This is a genomic window from Klebsiella sp. 2680 (genome assembly GCF_900198535.1).
Classification (GTDB): domain Bacteria; phylum Pseudomonadota; class Gammaproteobacteria; order Enterobacterales; family Enterobacteriaceae; genus Klebsiella; species Klebsiella indica.
On the sequence record NZ_FZNJ01000002.1, the window covers coordinates 188,191 to 203,941 of the forward strand.

General features: G+C 57.5%; 11 protein-coding genes, 1 pseudogene and 1 riboswitch. Of the genes and pseudogenes, 2 read left to right on the top strand and 10 right to left on the bottom strand.

Translation table 11 applies throughout. The features are described 5' to 3' along the window. Positions 1-125 precede the first annotated feature (125 nt). The 7 genes and pseudogenes from atzF to FN037_RS08320 all read right to left on the bottom strand — a co-directional run bounded on the left by atzF (position 126) and on the right by FN037_RS08320 (position 9,702). A complete protein-coding gene (gene atzF / locus FN037_RS08290) occupies positions 126-1,919 on the bottom strand; it encodes an allophanate hydrolase (protein WP_142501981.1) in 1,794 nt (597 codons plus the stop codon). After that, a complete protein-coding gene (uca, locus tag FN037_RS08295; protein ID WP_142501982.1) occupies positions 1,920-5,525 on the bottom strand; it encodes an urea carboxylase in 3,606 nt (1,201 codons plus the stop codon). Positions 5,526-5,651: 126 nt separating this feature from the next. Next, positions 5,652-6,287: an urea amidolyase associated protein UAAP2 gene (locus FN037_RS08300; RefSeq protein WP_138362361.1), complete on the bottom strand. Its 636-nt coding sequence runs from the start codon at positions 6,285-6,287 to the stop codon at positions 5,652-5,654. Positions 6,288-6,297: 10 nt separating this feature from the next. Then, the gene (locus tag FN037_RS08305) at positions 6,298-7,026 is read right to left on the bottom strand and encodes an urea amidolyase associated protein UAAP1 (protein ID WP_142501983.1); all 729 of its coding nucleotides are present in this window, start codon (positions 7,024-7,026) and stop codon (positions 6,298-6,300) included. Between the two features lie 4 nt (positions 7,027-7,030). Beyond that, positions 7,031-7,807 carry an ABC transporter ATP-binding protein gene (locus FN037_RS08310; RefSeq protein WP_138362363.1) on the bottom strand — a complete coding sequence of 259 codons (777 nt, stop codon included), beginning with the start codon at positions 7,805-7,807 and terminating at the stop codon, positions 7,031-7,033. Continuing rightward, positions 7,804-8,619, bottom strand: a complete 816-nt coding sequence (locus FN037_RS08315; protein WP_138362364.1) for an ABC transporter permease — start codon at positions 8,617-8,619, stop codon at positions 7,804-7,806. Before FN037_RS08315 ends, FN037_RS08310 begins: the two co-directional genes overlap by 4 nt. 24 nt (positions 8,620-8,643) lie before the next feature. Next, positions 8,644-9,702 (bottom strand): annotated as a pseudogene (locus FN037_RS08320) (putative urea ABC transporter substrate-binding protein). A gap of 57 nt (positions 9,703-9,759) precedes the next feature. Beyond that, positions 9,760-9,858: riboswitch (guanidine-I (ykkC/yxkD leader) on the bottom strand. Positions 9,859-9,999: 141 nt separating this feature from the next. Here FN037_RS08320 and FN037_RS24370 point away from each other — a divergent pair. Together FN037_RS24370 and katG are read left to right on the top strand one after the other, a co-directional pair. Further along, positions 10,000-10,146, top strand: coding sequence for a hypothetical protein (locus tag FN037_RS24370; RefSeq protein WP_185929241.1), 147 nt, complete (start codon positions 10,000-10,002; stop codon positions 10,144-10,146). Between the two features lie 362 nt (positions 10,147-10,508). Beyond that, positions 10,509-12,686, top strand: coding sequence for a catalase/peroxidase HPI (gene katG, locus FN037_RS08325; RefSeq protein WP_138362366.1), 2,178 nt, complete (start codon positions 10,509-10,511; stop codon positions 12,684-12,686). A gap of 40 nt (positions 12,687-12,726) precedes the next feature. Here the strand turns inward: katG and mgtU are convergent, their stop codons facing one another. From mgtU to mgtA, 3 genes are read right to left on the bottom strand one after another with little or no spacing between them, the layout of a single operon-like run. Further along, on the bottom strand, positions 12,727-12,813 hold the full coding sequence (gene mgtU, locus FN037_RS24570; protein ID WP_260607868.1) for a magnesium transporter protection protein MgtU: 87 nt from the start codon (positions 12,811-12,813) through the stop codon (positions 12,727-12,729). Between the two features lie 16 nt (positions 12,814-12,829). Beyond that, positions 12,830-12,922 carry a protein MgtR gene (gene mgtR / locus FN037_RS08330; protein ID WP_138362367.1) on the bottom strand — a complete coding sequence of 31 codons (93 nt, stop codon included), beginning with the start codon at positions 12,920-12,922 and terminating at the stop codon, positions 12,830-12,832. An 18-nt stretch (positions 12,923-12,940) separates the two neighbouring features. Beyond that, positions 12,941-15,673, bottom strand: coding sequence for a magnesium-translocating P-type ATPase (gene mgtA, locus FN037_RS08335; RefSeq protein WP_142501984.1), 2,733 nt, complete (start codon positions 15,671-15,673; stop codon positions 12,941-12,943). Positions 15,674-15,751 lie beyond the last annotated feature (78 nt).

The window sequence follows — 15,751 nt, forward strand, 5'->3', positions numbered from 1 at the left end:
TCTCAGGGCGCGAGCCCTACCGAAAGGTTGCTAATGACCTGGCAGAAATGTATCAGTATGTTAGAAAAATAAGTGACACCGTCACATAAAAGACCTTTGCCGCACGCGACAAAGGTCCAGACCGACTAGCGTGACAGCCAGGCGCGCCAGCCGCCGTACGCGGTGATTTCCGTGGCCCCCTGTAACCCTTCAGCCTCGCAGATAAACCCCGTTAATCTGCGTCCGTCGGCGAGTTCGACTTGCCCTAAACCCAGCGGCGCAGCGATACCGGCTAACAATGAACCGACCTCTGCGGAAGGTAATTCCCACACTTCGACCGCAATCGCTCTCCCGCCGCAATTATCACGCACCATCGCCGGACGTTTACCATCAGCAAGCGCGTATAAACGATAATAAGGCGCGCTTTGGGTCGCCTGTAGCAATCGTCCGCCTCGCGCCCGTAGCTGGCCGTTAAGCGGCAGGCCATCAAGATGCGCGCCGCAAACAACCAGCGCCATTCGGTCATGGCTGGCGGCATGTGCAGGTGGCGTTCTGTCCGGCAACGTCCCGCCGGGCAGCGCCAGCGGTTCACAACGCTGAAACGCATCGGCGAGGCTCAGCAGATATTGATCGGTAAAGACCCGGCCAAACAGGGTCACGCCGGATGGCAGCCCGTCAGGCATAAATCCAGCCGGCACGCTGACGGCGGCATAATCCAGCAGGTTCATAAAGTTGGTGTAATACCCCAAATCGGCATTACGCTTGATCGGCTCGGCTTCCAGTTCGTCAAGCGTAACCGGACGCGGATAGGTTGGCGTCAGAACGCAGTCCAGCGTTGCCAGAATCGCGTCGCACTGCGCCTTGTAATGCTGCAGTTGATACATCGCTTTAAAGGTCGTCGTCGCATCCGTCCCCGGCGCTTTCGCCAGCACGTCGCGAATCACCGGCAGCACCGCATCCGGGTTTTGTTCAATCAACGGGCCAACCACCGCATAGCGTTCAGCAACCCACGGCCCTTCATACAACAAACGGGCCGCCGCGAGAAACGGGGTGAAGTCTATTTCGACGGGGATGCCGCCAAGTGCCGTCATTCGCTCGCAGGCGCGGGTAAACAGATGTGCGCTCGCTTCGCAGCCGAGAAAATTAAGCTCGCGCGGTATGCCAAAACGAAAACCCGCCGACGGCGTACCGAACGCCTGACGACGGTTCCACTGCGGATTGTGGCGACTGTATGCGTCCCGCGGATCGTCGCGCGCGACAAGATCCAGCAACTGACTGGCCTCATCGGCGGTAGCGCTGAAAAAGGTTACGCAGTCCAGCGTACGGCAGGCGGGCACCACCCCTGCGGTGGAGATCAGCCCTTTGCTCGCTTTCAGTCCCACCAGATTATTCAGCCCGGCGGGCACCCGTCCGCTACCGGCGGTGTCGGTCCCCAGCGAAAAGCTGGCGACGCCTAACGCCACCGCCAGCGCGGAACCGGCGCTGGACCCGCCGGCGGGGTAATCCGGGTGATAGCTGTTGCGACAGCGTCCATATGGCGATCGGGTCCCATTGAGGCCTGTGGCAAACTGATCGAGATTGGTTTTACCTACCGGCACCGCCCCCAGCGCAATTAACTGTTCGACAACGGTGGCGCTCTGCTCCGCCCGGTAGGCAAAGGCCGGACAGGCTGCGGTCGTCACACTCTCCGCCAGGTCAATATTGTCTTTAATGGCGAACGGCACGCCGTATAACGGCAACGATTCTGGCGTACATGCGTCCAGCCGCGCCAGAAAAGGCGCCTGCTCCTCTTCGCTCAGTATATGAATAAAAAGCCGAAACTCCGGATTCAACGCCTGCGCCCGCTGGCGTATTTTCGCCAGCAACGCACGTGGGGTGATGCTACCGCTGCGATAATCCGCCGCCAGGGTTGCCAGGCGTAAATCAAACGTTTGCTGCATTTACACATTCTCCTCAATAATCACCGCCACCCGTTGCCCGGCATGAACCGCGCTACCCGGCTGAACGCTAATCTGCTGAATAATGCCGTCACACGGCGCCAGTAATGGGATCTCCATCTTCATGGATTCGAGCACAACCAGCACCTCTCCCTCGCGCACCCGACTCCCCACTGCGACCTGCACCTGCCATAAGTTACCGGAAATCGGACTTTCCACCCCCTGCTCACCCTGCTGCAACGGCATATCGCCGCCCTCTTCGGTTACGTTCTCCTGAGTGGTAAAATCCGCCTGGCCGTTGGCAATCCAGCGCTCACGTTCGGCATTAAACGCCTGCTGCTGATGGTCGCGAAACGCGGCGATACTCTGCGCTTCACGCGCGAGAAACTGCTGATATTCCGCCAGCCGCAGCGTGCTATGTTCAATACGCAGGGGATAGCGCCCAAGTGGAAAATCGCGACGGATCCGCAGCAGTTCCTCAGCCGAAACCGGGTAAAACCGCAACTGGTCAAAAAAGCGCAGCAGCCAGGGTTTACCAGCAAAATCAGCGACATCATGATAGCGGTTCCACATTTGCAGCGTGCGGCCGACAAACTGATAGCCGCCAGGTCCTTCCATGCCATAGACGCACAGATAGGCGCCGCCGATACCGACGGAGTTTTCCGCCGTCCAGGTTCGCGCCGGGTTGTACTTGGTCGTCACCAGTCGGTGACGGGGATCGAGCGGGGTCGCAACCGGCGCGCCGAGATAAACATCGCCCAGCCCCATCACCAAATAGCGGGCGTCAAACACCGTATTCCACACCGCCTGTTCATCAGGCAGGTTATTAATCCGACGGATAAATTCCAGGTTACTCGGGCACCAGGGGGCGTCATGGCGCACGGTGGTCATATATTTGTCGATCGCTTTACGACAGGCCGGATCATCCCAGGAGAGCGGCAGGTGCACCACCCGCGTGGGGACCTGCAGATCATCGCTGACGCAGACCGTCGCCCATTCAGCGCGTACCCACGCCAGCAGTTGTTCCAGGAGCAGGGTTTCTGGCTGGAAATGGATTTGCAGCGAACGGATCCCCGGCGTGATATCAATCACCCCTTGTCGGGATTGCGCTTCCAGCGCCTGCATCAGCGCGTGAATGCGAAAACGCAGCACCAGATCCAGTTCCGCCTCTCCCGCTTCCAGCAGCAGATGCGTATCGCCGGAGAGACGCGCCACCAGACGTTTATCCCCCTCGCCGCAGGTCATGACCATCGGCGAAGTCAGCGGCGCAGGTTGCCAGACCGTCTCCTGTGGCTGGAGCGTCGCCAGTTCGGCGCGTCGCCCGGCGGCCAGCCGTCTGGCGGTGAGAAGATCCACCGGCACAAAACGCACTTTATCCCCGGCTTTAAGCTGTCCTGTTTGCCAGAGATCGGCTTCAATCACCGTCACCGGACAAACAAAACCGCCGAGGCTCGGGCCATCAGGCCCCAGGATCACCGGCATATCGCCGGTAAAATCCACTGCGCCAACGGCGTAAGGGTTGTCATGAATGTTCGAGGGATGCAGCCCCGCCTCGCCCCCGCTATCCCGGCTCCAGAGCGGTTTCGGCCCAATCAGACGCACGCCGGTACGGCTGGAGTTAAAATGCACTTCCCATTCGGTTGCAAAGAATGTCTCAATGTAGTCAGGCGTAAAGAACTCCGGCGCGCCGTGAGGGCCATAAATGACCCGCAGCGTACGCACATCCGCCAGCCCCGTGCGCAGGGCGTCGGGCAGTTTACTGTCATGCGCGGCAGTGGGCCGCGGCGCCAGATGCAATACGTCGCCGCCACGTAAAGCCCGCCCGCCGTGGCCGCCAAATTGGCCGAGAGTAAAGGTACTTTTACTCCCTAAATAGTCCGGCACCTGAATGCCACCGCTGAGGCAGAGATAGCTTCTGACGCCCGCGCCGCTGATGGCGCCCAGTTTCAGCGTCGCCCCTGCAGGGACAGTAAAAACGCGGTCCATTGGCTGGGGGACGCCATCCAGCGTGGCGGGCAGCGATGCGCCGCAAATCACCGCCTGAACAGCGGTATTAAATTTCAACGCTGGCCCGTTAAGGGTGATCTCCAGCGCGGCATCGCCTTCAGCGTTGCCCAACAGGCGGTTACCAAAACGCAGGGCGCGGTCATCCATCGGCCCCGATGGCGGTACCCCCACCGCCCAGTACCCCAGGCGCCCCGGATAATCCTGAATCGTCGTCTGGGTACCGGCGCTCAAAACCTCAACCGTTGCCGCCTGATAGCGCAATTGCTCCAGGCAACGGGTCCAGGGGTGGCCCTCGGTAAACGGTGCAAAAGCAAGAATGTGCTGCAGATACAAAAGATTGGTTTCCACGCCGTACAGACGGGTCTCCGTCAGCGCCTGGAGCAGACCGGCGATCGCGTCCTCACGGCCAGGGCGCCATACGATGATTTTCGCCAGCATGGGATCGAAAAATGGCGGCACGTCGCAGCCTGCTTCCACCCAGCGATCAATACGCAGACTTCTGCCATCCGCCGCCGGAAACGCCGCTTCCGTCAACAACCCCGGAGAAGGCTGAAACTGCTGCCCCGGATCTTCCGCGTAAATGCGCGCCTGAATAGCATGCCCCTGTGGCCGTAGCCCGGCAGCCAGTTGACTCAGCGGCGGAAGATCGCCTGCCGCTAATTCAATCATCCAGCGCACCAGATCCACGCCCCAGACCTGCTCCGTCACGCCGTGTTCCACCTGAAGCCGGGTATTCACTTCGAGAAAGTAAAACTGCCGCGCCGCGCTGTCATACACAAATTCAACGGTACCGGCGCTGCGGTAATTCACCGCCTTACCAAGGGCGATGGCTGCCGAACACAGGGCCTGGGCCATCCCTTCGGGCAGGTTTGGCGCTGGCGTCTCTTCAATCACCTTTTGATTACGTCGCTGTACCGAGCAGTCCCGTACGCCGAGGGCGATGACATCTCCGCATCCATCGCCGAAGATCTGCACCTCCAGGTGACGGGCGCGTTCAATATATTTTTCGAGAAATACCCCAGCGTCACTGAAGTTGTTTTGCCCCAGTCGCTGTACGGCCTCGAATGCCGCTGACAGCTCACTGGCATCGCGGCAGACGCGCATACCGATTCCACCGCCGCCAGCGGTACTTTTGAGCATCACCGGATAGCCAACCGTCTCCGCCGCACGCTGTGCTTCAGCGCTATCGGCCAGCAGCTCACTGCCTTCCAGCAGCGGTACTCCCTCGGCTTTGGCTAAGGCGCGAGCGGTATGCTTCAGACCAAAAATGCGCAACTGCTGCGGCGTCGGGCCAACGAAAACCAGCCCCGCCGCTTCGCACGCCTCGGCGAACGCGGCATTTTCCGAGAGGAAACCGTAGCCGGGGTGAATCGCTTTGGCGCCGCTCTGCCGCGCAGCGGCAATAATTTTTTCACTCGCCAGATAAGTTTGCGCCGCCGGGCCGTCGCCGAGGCTTAACGCTTCATCTGCGTCACGTATATGTAAACTGCTCAAATCGGCTTCAGAGTACACGGCCACGCCCTTGACTTGCATGGCGCGCAGTGTACGCAGGATGCGACAAGCGATAGCACCCCGATTGGCAATCAGTAAGGTATCAAACATAAGCGGAACTCACAGGAACGCGGGTCGTCCCGCAAAAATCGCGTTTCCCCTGGGGTCGTCCCCGGGGCCAACCGGCGCTTAAGATTTGTGCGTCGGTAGACTATTCAGCCGATAGGCATAACCCGGTCAATTCCACACCAGAACTTCAGCAGGCGTTGGGTTCCAGCCGTTGCAGGGGTTGTTCAACTGCGGACAGTTGGAAATCAGCACCACGGCGTTGCATTCGGCGCGCAGCTCAACGTATTTTCCCGCCGCCGAAATACCGTCTTCAAAGGTCAGGCCGCCTTCAGGGGTCACCGGGACATTCATAAAGAAATTAATATTGGCGCCGATATCGCGCTTGCGCAGACGACCATCGTGCAGGCAGGCGCAGAGAAAGTTATCCCGGCAGCTGTGCATATAGCGTTTATCCATGGCGTAGCGCACGGTATTACTCTCCTGAGCGCAGGCGCCGCCGAGGGTATCGTGGCGGCCACAGGTATCGGCGACGATGGTGAGCAGCGGGTTACCAAGATTGGAATACAGTACGCTGCCGGTGGTCAGATAAGCCTTGCCCTGACGGCGCAGCGTACGCTGGGGATCGTAACGCTCGCGGGGGTTATCGGCATTGTAGAACAGCGTATCAATCGCCTGATTGCCTTCGAGGTCGAGCAGCCGCAGGGTTTGCCCTTTTTTCACCTCAAAAAGCCAGGGTTCTCCCGCCGGGATCACGTGGCGGTATACGGCATCTTCGGGACGAAAGTTACTGGTAATAAGCGTCATCGCAGCCTCCTTACAGGGCAAAAAGTTGGGTATTGAGGAACGCGCGCCGGTTTTCGTCGCGGGTGAATAGCGCGTCTACGGCGGCGTGCTCATCGTCGGCCCGATACCAGCTCAGTTGTACCGGACGCGGGGCGTATTCAACGGCAGGGTCCTGCGGATGCGGCAATGCGGTCAGTACCAGCAACACATCCATCGGCGCAAACAGTTCAACGTAATCGCCGGGGCGGCTGTGGCCGGTGATAAACCGGAAGCTGCCGTCGTCATCGACGGTGACCTTGCTGAAGAAGTTGACTACCATCAGCAAATCTTCAAGGCCAAGCCCCCATTTCCCCATCTCCACCAACAGGTTATCGACGCCGTTGCGATAAAAGCCGTTGCGCAGTTCCTGGTAGCGTCCTGCGCCGTATTTGTCGCGCGTTTCATCCGCATTGAGTACGCCGCCGAACGGATCGTGCCAGCCGCAGCTATCTGCCACGATCCCGGCGAGCACCCGGCCCATATCGGAGTAGAAACAGTGACCGGCGGTCAGGCGGGCGGTGTGCTGCCCCTTCAGGGTATCCGGCAGGTTCAGACGTTCACTTTTCTCGTGAGGATTGAGCATCATCATGCTGACGTTAGCCCCGCCTTCGATATCGGTCAGGCGCAGGATCTGTCCCTTACGCAAAATCAACGAGGTATGCGCCCCGCCGGGAAGTCGCTCTTCGCGCAGGCTGGGGGATGAGTGAAAAAGTACGGTCATCAGACTATCTCCTTAATGCGTAAACGTTATTGTCGCTATCGGTTGTCAACTGCGACATCCGCGTTTCATTAAGCGGTATATCGTAGGTAATGCGCGCGCCCCAGGCTTCTGGCGCCTGTGGGTCGATGCGCACTTTGTCAAAAACCAGCAACCGGGTGCCAAGGTTGAAGCCTTCCGCGAGGTCGTGCGTAACCATAAACACCGTCATACCGGTTTCGCGCCATAGCTGGAGCAACAGGGTATGCATATCCTTGCGAATACCGGGGTCCAGCGCGCCGAAGGGTTCATCAAGCAGCAGCACGCGCGGCTGCATCACAAACGCCTGAGCAATCGCCAGCCGCTGCTGCATGCCGCCCGACAGTTGCGCCGGATATTTTTCCAGCGCATGGCCCAGCCCGACTCGCTCCAGCATCTGCTGCGCCTGCTGGCGAGCATCGCGTTTCCGGCGACCGTACAAGCGACCAAACAGCGGCGAAACCGGCAGTTCGAGCCCGATAACGACGTTATCCAGCACGTTGAGATGCGGGAATACGGAATAGCGCTGGAATACCACGCCGCGGCTGCGATCCGGTTCCGCCACCAGCGGCTGACCTTCAAGCGTGATGGTTCCTCGCGTGGGTTGCTCCTGGCCGAGCAACAGACGTAAAAACGTCGACTTCCCACAGCCGGATGCACCAACCATCGAGCAGAACTCTCCCTGTTTAACCTGCAAGTTGATGCGTTCCAGCACGACATGGTCGCCGTACTCCTGCCAGATATTGTTGATGTTGATAAAACTCATATCCGGCCTCCTTCCGCCCACGGAAAACAAACGTTATGCAGCCGACGCAGCGCCAGATCCATCAGCCATGCCAGCAACGTTATCCAGAGGACATAAGGAATAATCACATCCATCGCCATATAACGACGGACCAGGAAGATGCGATACCCCAGCCCGGCGGTAGCGGAAATGGCCTCGGCAGAGATCAAAAATAACCATGCCGATCCAAGCAGCAGTCGCAGTGAGGTAATCAGCCGTGATAAAAGCTGGGGTAGCACCACCCGCAGCACCACCGTCCAGCTATTGGCGCCGAGGGTTTGGGCTTTAATAAACAGCTCCGTCGGGATCTCCTGCGCCCGTTGTTCAAGGTCACGGGCCAGCATCGGCGTGATGCCGATAACAATGAGCATCACTTTTGATAGCTCATCCAGCCCGAAGACGATAAACAGTATCGGCAGAATCGCCAGCGGCGGGATCATGGACACCACGGTCATCAACGGCGATAGCGCGGCGCGACACATCGGGAATACGCCTGCGGCAATACCGATGCACAGGCCGATCAGCGAAGAGAGCGCCAGTCCCGTCAACAGACGGCTCAGGCTAACCAGCGTGTCGACCCACAGCAGATACTCGCCGCTGCGCTTATCCGGGGTGAATGCCATCCGGTCAATGGCCGCGAGCATCTGCGACAGGCCGGGCAACAGCTTGTCCTGCGGATTGGCTTCCAGACGCACCGCTGACCCGATAAACCAGGCGGCAATCAGCAGCACGAAAGGCAATAGCATCAGCGTCAGGCGCATACCCTGTCGAGGATGGCGGTTAATGTGGCGCATGGCGTGGACTCCCAGGATCAGTAATTACAGCTGGCCGGCAATGGCCATCTTCAGGTAGCGATCGTCAAAGCGCAGTTTGCTGTTTGCGCTATCACCGACGGTGATGTTGCCGGGAAACGTCATACCGATAAAGTCAGCGCTTTGTGCGCCTTCTCCGAGCAGCCCCTTGTCAAAGGAGAACTTAGCCACCCGCTGCATCGTTTTTGCCAGTTCAGGGGAAGAGATGAATGCCAGCGTGTCTGCGGGCGTCCAGAACAGATGGGTTGTTTTAAGCTGCGCCTGGTAACCCGCCAGGTCGGTCCCGGAATCGGCGGCCATCGCTTTCAGCGCCTGCGTATCGCCAGCCTTCATTTTGGCCATCATTTCAAACCAGGCGCCGGTCAGGGCTTTGCCCAGTGCCGGGTTATCTTTCAGGGTTTGGGTATTCACCACCATCATGTCGATTAGCTCACCGGGCACCTGCGAGGAGCTAAACACTTCAGTGGTTTGCGGCGTTTTTTTGATCGCGGAGAGTTGCGGATTCCAGGCCACCGCCGCGCGCACGCTGCTCGTGCCAAAGGCGGAGACAATATCAGCATCCGAGGTATTGACGATTTTGACATCTTTTTCCTGCAGTCCGGCCTTTTCCAGACCGCGCACCAGCAGATAGTGTGAGACCGAGAGTTCCGGGAGGTAGACCGACATCCCTTTCAGGTCGCTGAGTTTTTTCCCTGTGCCTTTCAGTACCACGCCATCGTTACCGTCGGAATAGCTACCGGTAATCAGCGCCGTGGTATCAACGCCACCTGCCGCCGGAATGGTCAGCGCATCCATATTCGTCATGGTGCAGCCGTCAAACTGGCCCGCGGTGTACTGGTTGATGGATTCGATATAGTCGTTGAGCTGAACGATATTGATTTTGATGCCGTATTTACTGGCTCATTTATCAATAATTTTTTCGTTACTGATGGCGCCCCAGGGCATCCATCCGGCGTAAATAGTCCAACAGATATTGAACTCTTTTTTTACGGCGGCAAAGGATGGCACGCTGACCAGTAACGCCATTGACAAAACGAAAGAGCGGAATATTGATGATGTCTTCATGATAAACCTCTGGTTGGCACGAGAAACGGGGGCAGCGCGACACCCAACGGTGCTGCTGTCTCCCGGGCTTTTATCCCGCCGTGTAACCTCGCAGAGGTCGCCAGCTCTCGGACCAGACGTTCACCTGCGTGAACCGGAACCCTAGCCAGCTATTATGTTATCCAGATTGTCTGTTGCGCTGCCTTCTTATGGTGAAAAGCAATCCCTGCGCCAGAAATTAAGGGCAAATAAAATCAACATGATAGAGATAAGCCGCGTCCTTTCTCCCTAAAATGGGGTGTAATAATGGAGCATTGCATGGATTTGGTGCGTGGATCGGCGATTGTGGCGGAACTGACGCGAAAGGCGAAAAAACAAGCAATCACCCCCCCCAACCGAGAACGTATAAAAAGCCACGATGGCAAAACCTTTCTGCAGGCGATGACGAACGGAAACTTGTCATAACTCAAACAATTAGCATTCGGTAGCAGTGAAAGCACTTTAGCGTTTCCGTTACTCCCCTGTTACGACTATGGTTATTAAGATGGTTGCGATAGCCAGCTTTATATACCCGTCATAGTTCACGCTGCCGCTTTATTGGCCGCCTGCGCTTACTTCGGCGATGTACGGGATGCGCCCGTCCGGGGATCGGTTTCGTTTGTCCCTCACTGCGGCGCGAATTATGTCGGGTATACAACAATCAATACGCGTTTCTCATCCCGACAATTGAACGGAAATAACTATTAAATCCGTAGACTTATTCAAGTATCACTTATTGGAAGCAGTGTATATCGTTATGGCATTCACAAAAGCAAACGGAGCCTGATATGAGCACGTCAAACGACCCTTCAAATAACGCCGCAGCAGGAAAATGCCCTTTCCACACTGAAGCGCCGACGCAGAGCGCCGGGAGTGGCACCACTAACCGCGACTGGTGGCCAAATCAACTACGCGTGGATCTGCTGAATCAGCACTCTCATCGTTCAAACCCGCTGGGTGAAAACTTTAATTATCGGGAAGAGTTTAAGAAGCTCGACTATTCGGCGCTGAAAGCCGATCTGCGCGCCCTGCTCACCGACTCGCAGGAGTGGTGGCCAGCGGACTGGGGGAGCTATATCGGGCTGTTTATTCGTATGGCCTGGCACGGTGCCGGTACCTATCGTACCGTGGATGGCCGCGGCGGCGCAGGACGCGGTCAGCAGCGCTTCGCCCCGCTGAACTCCTGGCCGGATAACGTCAGCCTCGACAAAGCCCGCCGCCTGCTGTGGCCGGTGAAACAAAAATATGGTCAGAAAATCTCCTGGGCCGACCTTTATATGCTGGCAGGCAACGTCGCGCTGGAAAACGCCGGTTTCCGCACCTTTGGTTTTGGCGCCGGTCGTGAGGACGTGTGGGAACCGGATCTGGACGTTGACTGGGGTAATGAAACGGAATGGCTGGCGCATCGCCATCCGGAAAGCCTGAATAAGCAGGCCATCGGCGCAACCGAGATGGGGCTGATCTACGTTAACCCGGAAGGGCCCGGCGCCAGCGGCGACCCGCTTTCCGCCGCCGCCGCGATTCGCGCGACCTTTGGCAATATGGCGATGAACGATGAAGAGATCGTCGCGCTGATCGCCGGGGGACACACGCTGGGTAAAACGCACGGTGCCGCCGTCGCCAGCCATGTTGGCGCAGAACCGGAAGCCGCGCCGATTGAAGCCCAGGGTCTGGGCTGGGCTAACAGCTATGGCAGCGGCGCGGGTGCGGATGCGATAACATCCGGTCTGGAAGTGGTCTGGACGCAAACCCCTACCCAGTGGAGCAACTACTTCTTCGAAAACCTGTATAAATATGAATGGGTACAAACGCGCAGCCCGGCTGGCGCAATTCAGTTCGAAGCGAAAGACGCGCCGGAAATTATTCCTGATCCATTCAATCCGGAGAAAAAACGCAAGCCGACGATGCTGGTCACTGACCTGACGCTGCGTTTCGATCCGGAATTCGATAAAATTTCACGCCGTTTTCTCAACGACCCGCAGGCCTTTAACGAAGCCTTTGCCCGCGCGTGGTTCAAGCTGATCCACCGTGATATGGGGCCAAAATCCCGCTACATGGGGCCGGAAGTCCCGAAAGAAGATCTGATCTGGCAGGACCCGTTACCGGCAGCCATTCACGCCCCGACCGCAGACGATATCGCGGCCCTGAAAACCGCTATTGCCGATGCGGGGCTGTCGGTAAGCGAACTGGTTTCCGTTGCCTGGGCTTCGGCATCCACCTTCCGCGGCGGCGATAAACGCGGCGGTGCCAACGGCGCGCGTCTGGCGCTGGAGCCGCAAAAATCCTGGCCGGTCAACGCGATTGCCGCCCGCGTATTACCGACGCTGCAGGCGATCCACAACGCGTCAGGTAAGGCATCGCTGGCCGATATTATCGTCCTGGCGGGTGTCGTTGGCATTGAACAGGCGGCCGCCGCGGCGGGTGTTCCGGTCAGCGTTCCCTTTGCGCCGGGCCGCGTCGATGCGCGACAGGATCAGACCGATGTCGACGCGATGGATCTGCTGCAACCGCTGGCTGATGGTTTCCGCAACTATCGTCGCGTGGGAGGCGGCGTGTCCACCGAAACGCTGCTGATCGATAAAGCCCAGCAGTTAACGCTGACGGCACCGGAAATGACGGTACTGGTCGGCGGTCTTCGCGTTCTGGGCGCCAACTTCGACGGCAGCCAGCATGGTGTATTTACCGACCGGCCAGGCGTGTTGAGCAACGATTTCTTCGTCAATCTGCTTGATATGGGTACCGTCTGGAAAGCCGCTGACGAGCAGTCTGAGCTGTTTATCGGCCGCGATCGTAAGAGCGGTGAAGAGAAATACACCGCTACCCGTGTTGATCTGGTGTTTGGTTCCAACTCTGTACTTCGCGCCCTGGCAGAAGTCTATGCCTGCAGCGACGCGCGGCAGAAGTTCGTTACCGATTTTGTGGCGGCATGGACCAAAGTAATGAATCTGGACCGCTTCGATCTGTAATAACTTTCCCCGGCAGGCTTTACGCCCGCCGGGGCTTCTCTTACCTTATCCAGATGGTCAGCAGAATAATAATGACTGCGATAATCACCACCTGAATAAAGACTTTATCCAGCGATCCTTTGCGCATTGGCCCCGCCTTATTATCAGAACAGGATTTGCCAGATAGCCAGCAGCAGTACCAGCAGACCCATGAGGAAAAATATCAGCGCGATAATCGTCTCCGGAGAACGATGCATCCCGGTGCCTCCTTAATATCAGAACCACTGACCGAACCGTTTGATATACAACCGCTTCATGCCCTGCGCCACCAGACAGTAGCTGAGCAACGTGGCGACCAGCCACGGGAAGTAGCTCATTGGCAGCGGCTCCAGGCCGACCATCGTCCCCAACGGCGAGAACGGGATATAGATCCCAATCGCCATAATCAGGGCAGTGGTGAGCAAAACCGGCAGCGTCGCACGGCTCTGGATAAACGGGATTTTCTGCGTTCTCAGCATATGCACCACCAGCGTCTGCGACAGCAGGCCCTCTATAAACCAGCCGGACTGGAATAACGCCTGCGCTTCAACGTTATTGGCCGCGAACACATACCACATCAGCGCGAAAGTGGAGATGTCAAAAATAGACGATGTCGGACCAATCCATAGCATAAAGCGGCCAATGTTCTTTGCATCCCACTTGCGCGGCTTGCGCAGAAACTCTTTGTCCATCTTGTCCCACGGCAGCGACAGCTGGGAAATATCGTACATCAGGTTCTGGATCAGCAAATGAATCGCCAGCATCGGCAGGAACGGGATAAACGCGCTGGCCACCAGTACCGAAAACACGTTGCCGAAATTAGAACTGGCGGTCATGTTCAGGTACTTAATGATATTGCCGAAGGTCTCACGTCCTTTGATCACGCCTTCTTCCAGTACCATCAGATCTTTTTCCAGCAAGATGATATCGGACGCTTCTTTCGCAATATCCATGGCGCTGTCAACCGAAATCCCCACATCCGCATCGCGCAGCGCCGGGGCATCATTAATACCATCACCAAGAAAACCGACGGTATGGCCGTTTTGCTGTAATGTTTTGAGAATGCGTGACTTCTGTAGCGGCGTCAGCTTCGCAAACACCGAACGCGTTTCCACTTCCCGCGCCAGTTCGTTATCTGACATCGCGTCAATCTGCGCACCGGTGAGGATGTCATCCGCATCAATCCCCACTTCCCGGCAAATACGCGCCGTAACGACCGGGTTATCGCCAGTCAGCACTTTCACCCCCACGCCGTTATCGCGCAGCGCGGTAATCGCTTTTCCCGCGCTATCTTTCGGCGGATCGAGAAACGTCAGCATTCCTTCAACCGTTAATCCCTGCTCATCTGCCGTGCTTAGCGGCGTTGTCAGCGCGGAGTCATCCAGTTTGCGAGTTGCCACCAGCAGTACGCGGAAGCCCTGAGCGTTGTAATCTTCGGTTTTTGCTAACAGCTGCGCACGGCGGGCATCATCCAGCGCGACCACGCTGTCACCTTCGCGCAGATGTGTAGCGACCATCAGCATCTCTTCGACGGCGCCTTTGCAGATCAGACTTTTGTCGCCGTGGCGCACATCGTCCACGGAGACCGACACGCGGCGGCGGACAAAATCGAACGGCAGTTCATCAAGCTTCACAAAACGCTCTTTTGTCGATGGCGTAATCCGTTCTTCGCCGAAGCGCAATACCGCCCGATCCATCAGGTTACGCGCCCCGCTCTGGCTGCTGCTGTTGAGCCATGCCAGCGTGAGTACCCGGTCACTCTCTGCGCCGCTGGCATCAAGATGATGTTCAAGAATGATGTTGTCCTGGGTCAGCGTACCGGTTTTATCGGTGCACAACACGTCCATCGCGCCAAAATTCTGAATGGCGTTGAGCCGCTTAACGATCACTTTACGCCGCGACATGGCGATAGCGCCCTTCGCCAGGTTAGAGCTGACGATCATCGGCAGCATTTCCGGCGTCAGGCCGACCGCTACCGCAAGAGCAAACAGCGATGCCTCCACCCAATCACCTTTGCTGAAACCGTTAATCAACAGCACGATCGGCACCATCACCAGCATAAAGCGGATCAGCAGCCAGCTCACACTGTTCACCCCGCGATCGAACGCCGTCTGAGTGCGCGTACCGACGATGGACTTCGCCAGCGAGCCAAACCAGGTGCGATTTCCGGTGGCCACCACCACCGCCTGCGCTCTGCCGCTGGTGACATTGGTGCCCATCAGGCAGATATTGCCCATTTCAAGCAGACTTTTGCCCTTGTTCGATCCGGACAGCTGTTCACTGCCTTTACCGGAAACGCTGCCCATCACATCATACTTTTCAACCGGCAGCGACTCGCCGCTGAGAATCGACTGGCTGACAAACAGATCCCGTGACTCCAGCAGACGAACATCTGCCGGGACAAGGTCTCCGGCGGCGAGGAAGATCACATCTCCCGGCACCAGCTCTGCAATCGCAACCTCTTCCTGCACCGGGCCGATATTGCCCGGTCCGCGACGCAGCACCGTCGCCGTGGTGCGAACCATTGATTTCAGCGCCTGCGCCGCTTTGTTAGTACGAAACTCCTGCCAGAAACGCAATAAACCGCTCAGGCTGACCATCGTCACAATGATAATGATCCCGGTCAGATCGGTCTCTTCACCGTGAAGCCTCGGCAGCCAATAATCGGTGACGAAGCTTACGGCAGCCAGCGCCATTAGCACGTAAATAAACGGGTTATTGAATGCCTGCAGAAGTTGGATCAGCGCAGGCGGTGCCTGCTCATGGGCCACTTCGTTACGGCCATATTCATCCAGCCGTTCAAGCGCATCCTCCGTTGTCAGCCCCAGACGGCTGCTGTTAAGCCGTGCCAGGGTATGGTCCGGGCTGTTAAATGCCTCGGTTTCAATGGCAAAGCTTTTTTTATGCTGCTTATCATTTGCTGACGTATTCCGGTTTATTTTCCGGCGTTCTATTTTCATGTCAGTCATGATTAACCCTCAAATTTAAGACGTCGTTAACTCTGCATAAAATGTTTATGCATAATTTATTTTTTACGCGCTTACGCG

Excerpts from the sequence above, each read along its gene's own strand:
- FN037_RS08305 (WP_142501983.1), bottom strand. The coding sequence starts at position 7,026 with ATGACCGTACTTTTTCACTCATCCCCCAGCCTGCGCGAAGAGCGACTT.
- atzF (WP_142501981.1), bottom strand. The coding sequence starts at position 1,919 with ATGCAGCAAACGTTTGATTTACGCCTGGCAACCCTGGCGGCGGATTAT.
- katG (WP_138362366.1), top strand. The coding sequence starts at position 10,509 with ATGAGCACGTCAAACGACCCTTCAAATAACGCCGCAGCAGGAAAATGC.
- mgtU (WP_260607868.1), bottom strand. The coding sequence starts at position 12,813 with ATGCGCAAAGGATCGCTGGATAAAGTCTTTATTCAGGTGGTGATTATC.
- FN037_RS08300 (WP_138362361.1), bottom strand. The coding sequence starts at position 6,287 with ATGACGCTTATTACCAGTAACTTTCGTCCCGAAGATGCCGTATACCGC.
- mgtA (WP_142501984.1), bottom strand. The coding sequence starts at position 15,673 with ATGACTGACATGAAAATAGAACGCCGGAAAATAAACCGGAATACGTCA.
- uca (WP_142501982.1), bottom strand. The coding sequence starts at position 5,525 with ATGTTTGATACCTTACTGATTGCCAATCGGGGTGCTATCGCTTGTCGC.
- mgtR (WP_138362367.1), bottom strand. The coding sequence starts at position 12,922 with ATGCATCGTTCTCCGGAGACGATTATCGCGCTGATATTTTTCCTCATG.
- FN037_RS08310 (WP_138362363.1), bottom strand. The coding sequence starts at position 7,807 with ATGAGTTTTATCAACATCAACAATATCTGGCAGGAGTACGGCGACCAT.
- FN037_RS08315 (WP_138362364.1), bottom strand. The coding sequence starts at position 8,619 with ATGCGCCACATTAACCGCCATCCTCGACAGGGTATGCGCCTGACGCTG.
- FN037_RS24370 (WP_185929241.1), top strand. The coding sequence starts at position 10,000 with ATGGATTTGGTGCGTGGATCGGCGATTGTGGCGGAACTGACGCGAAAG.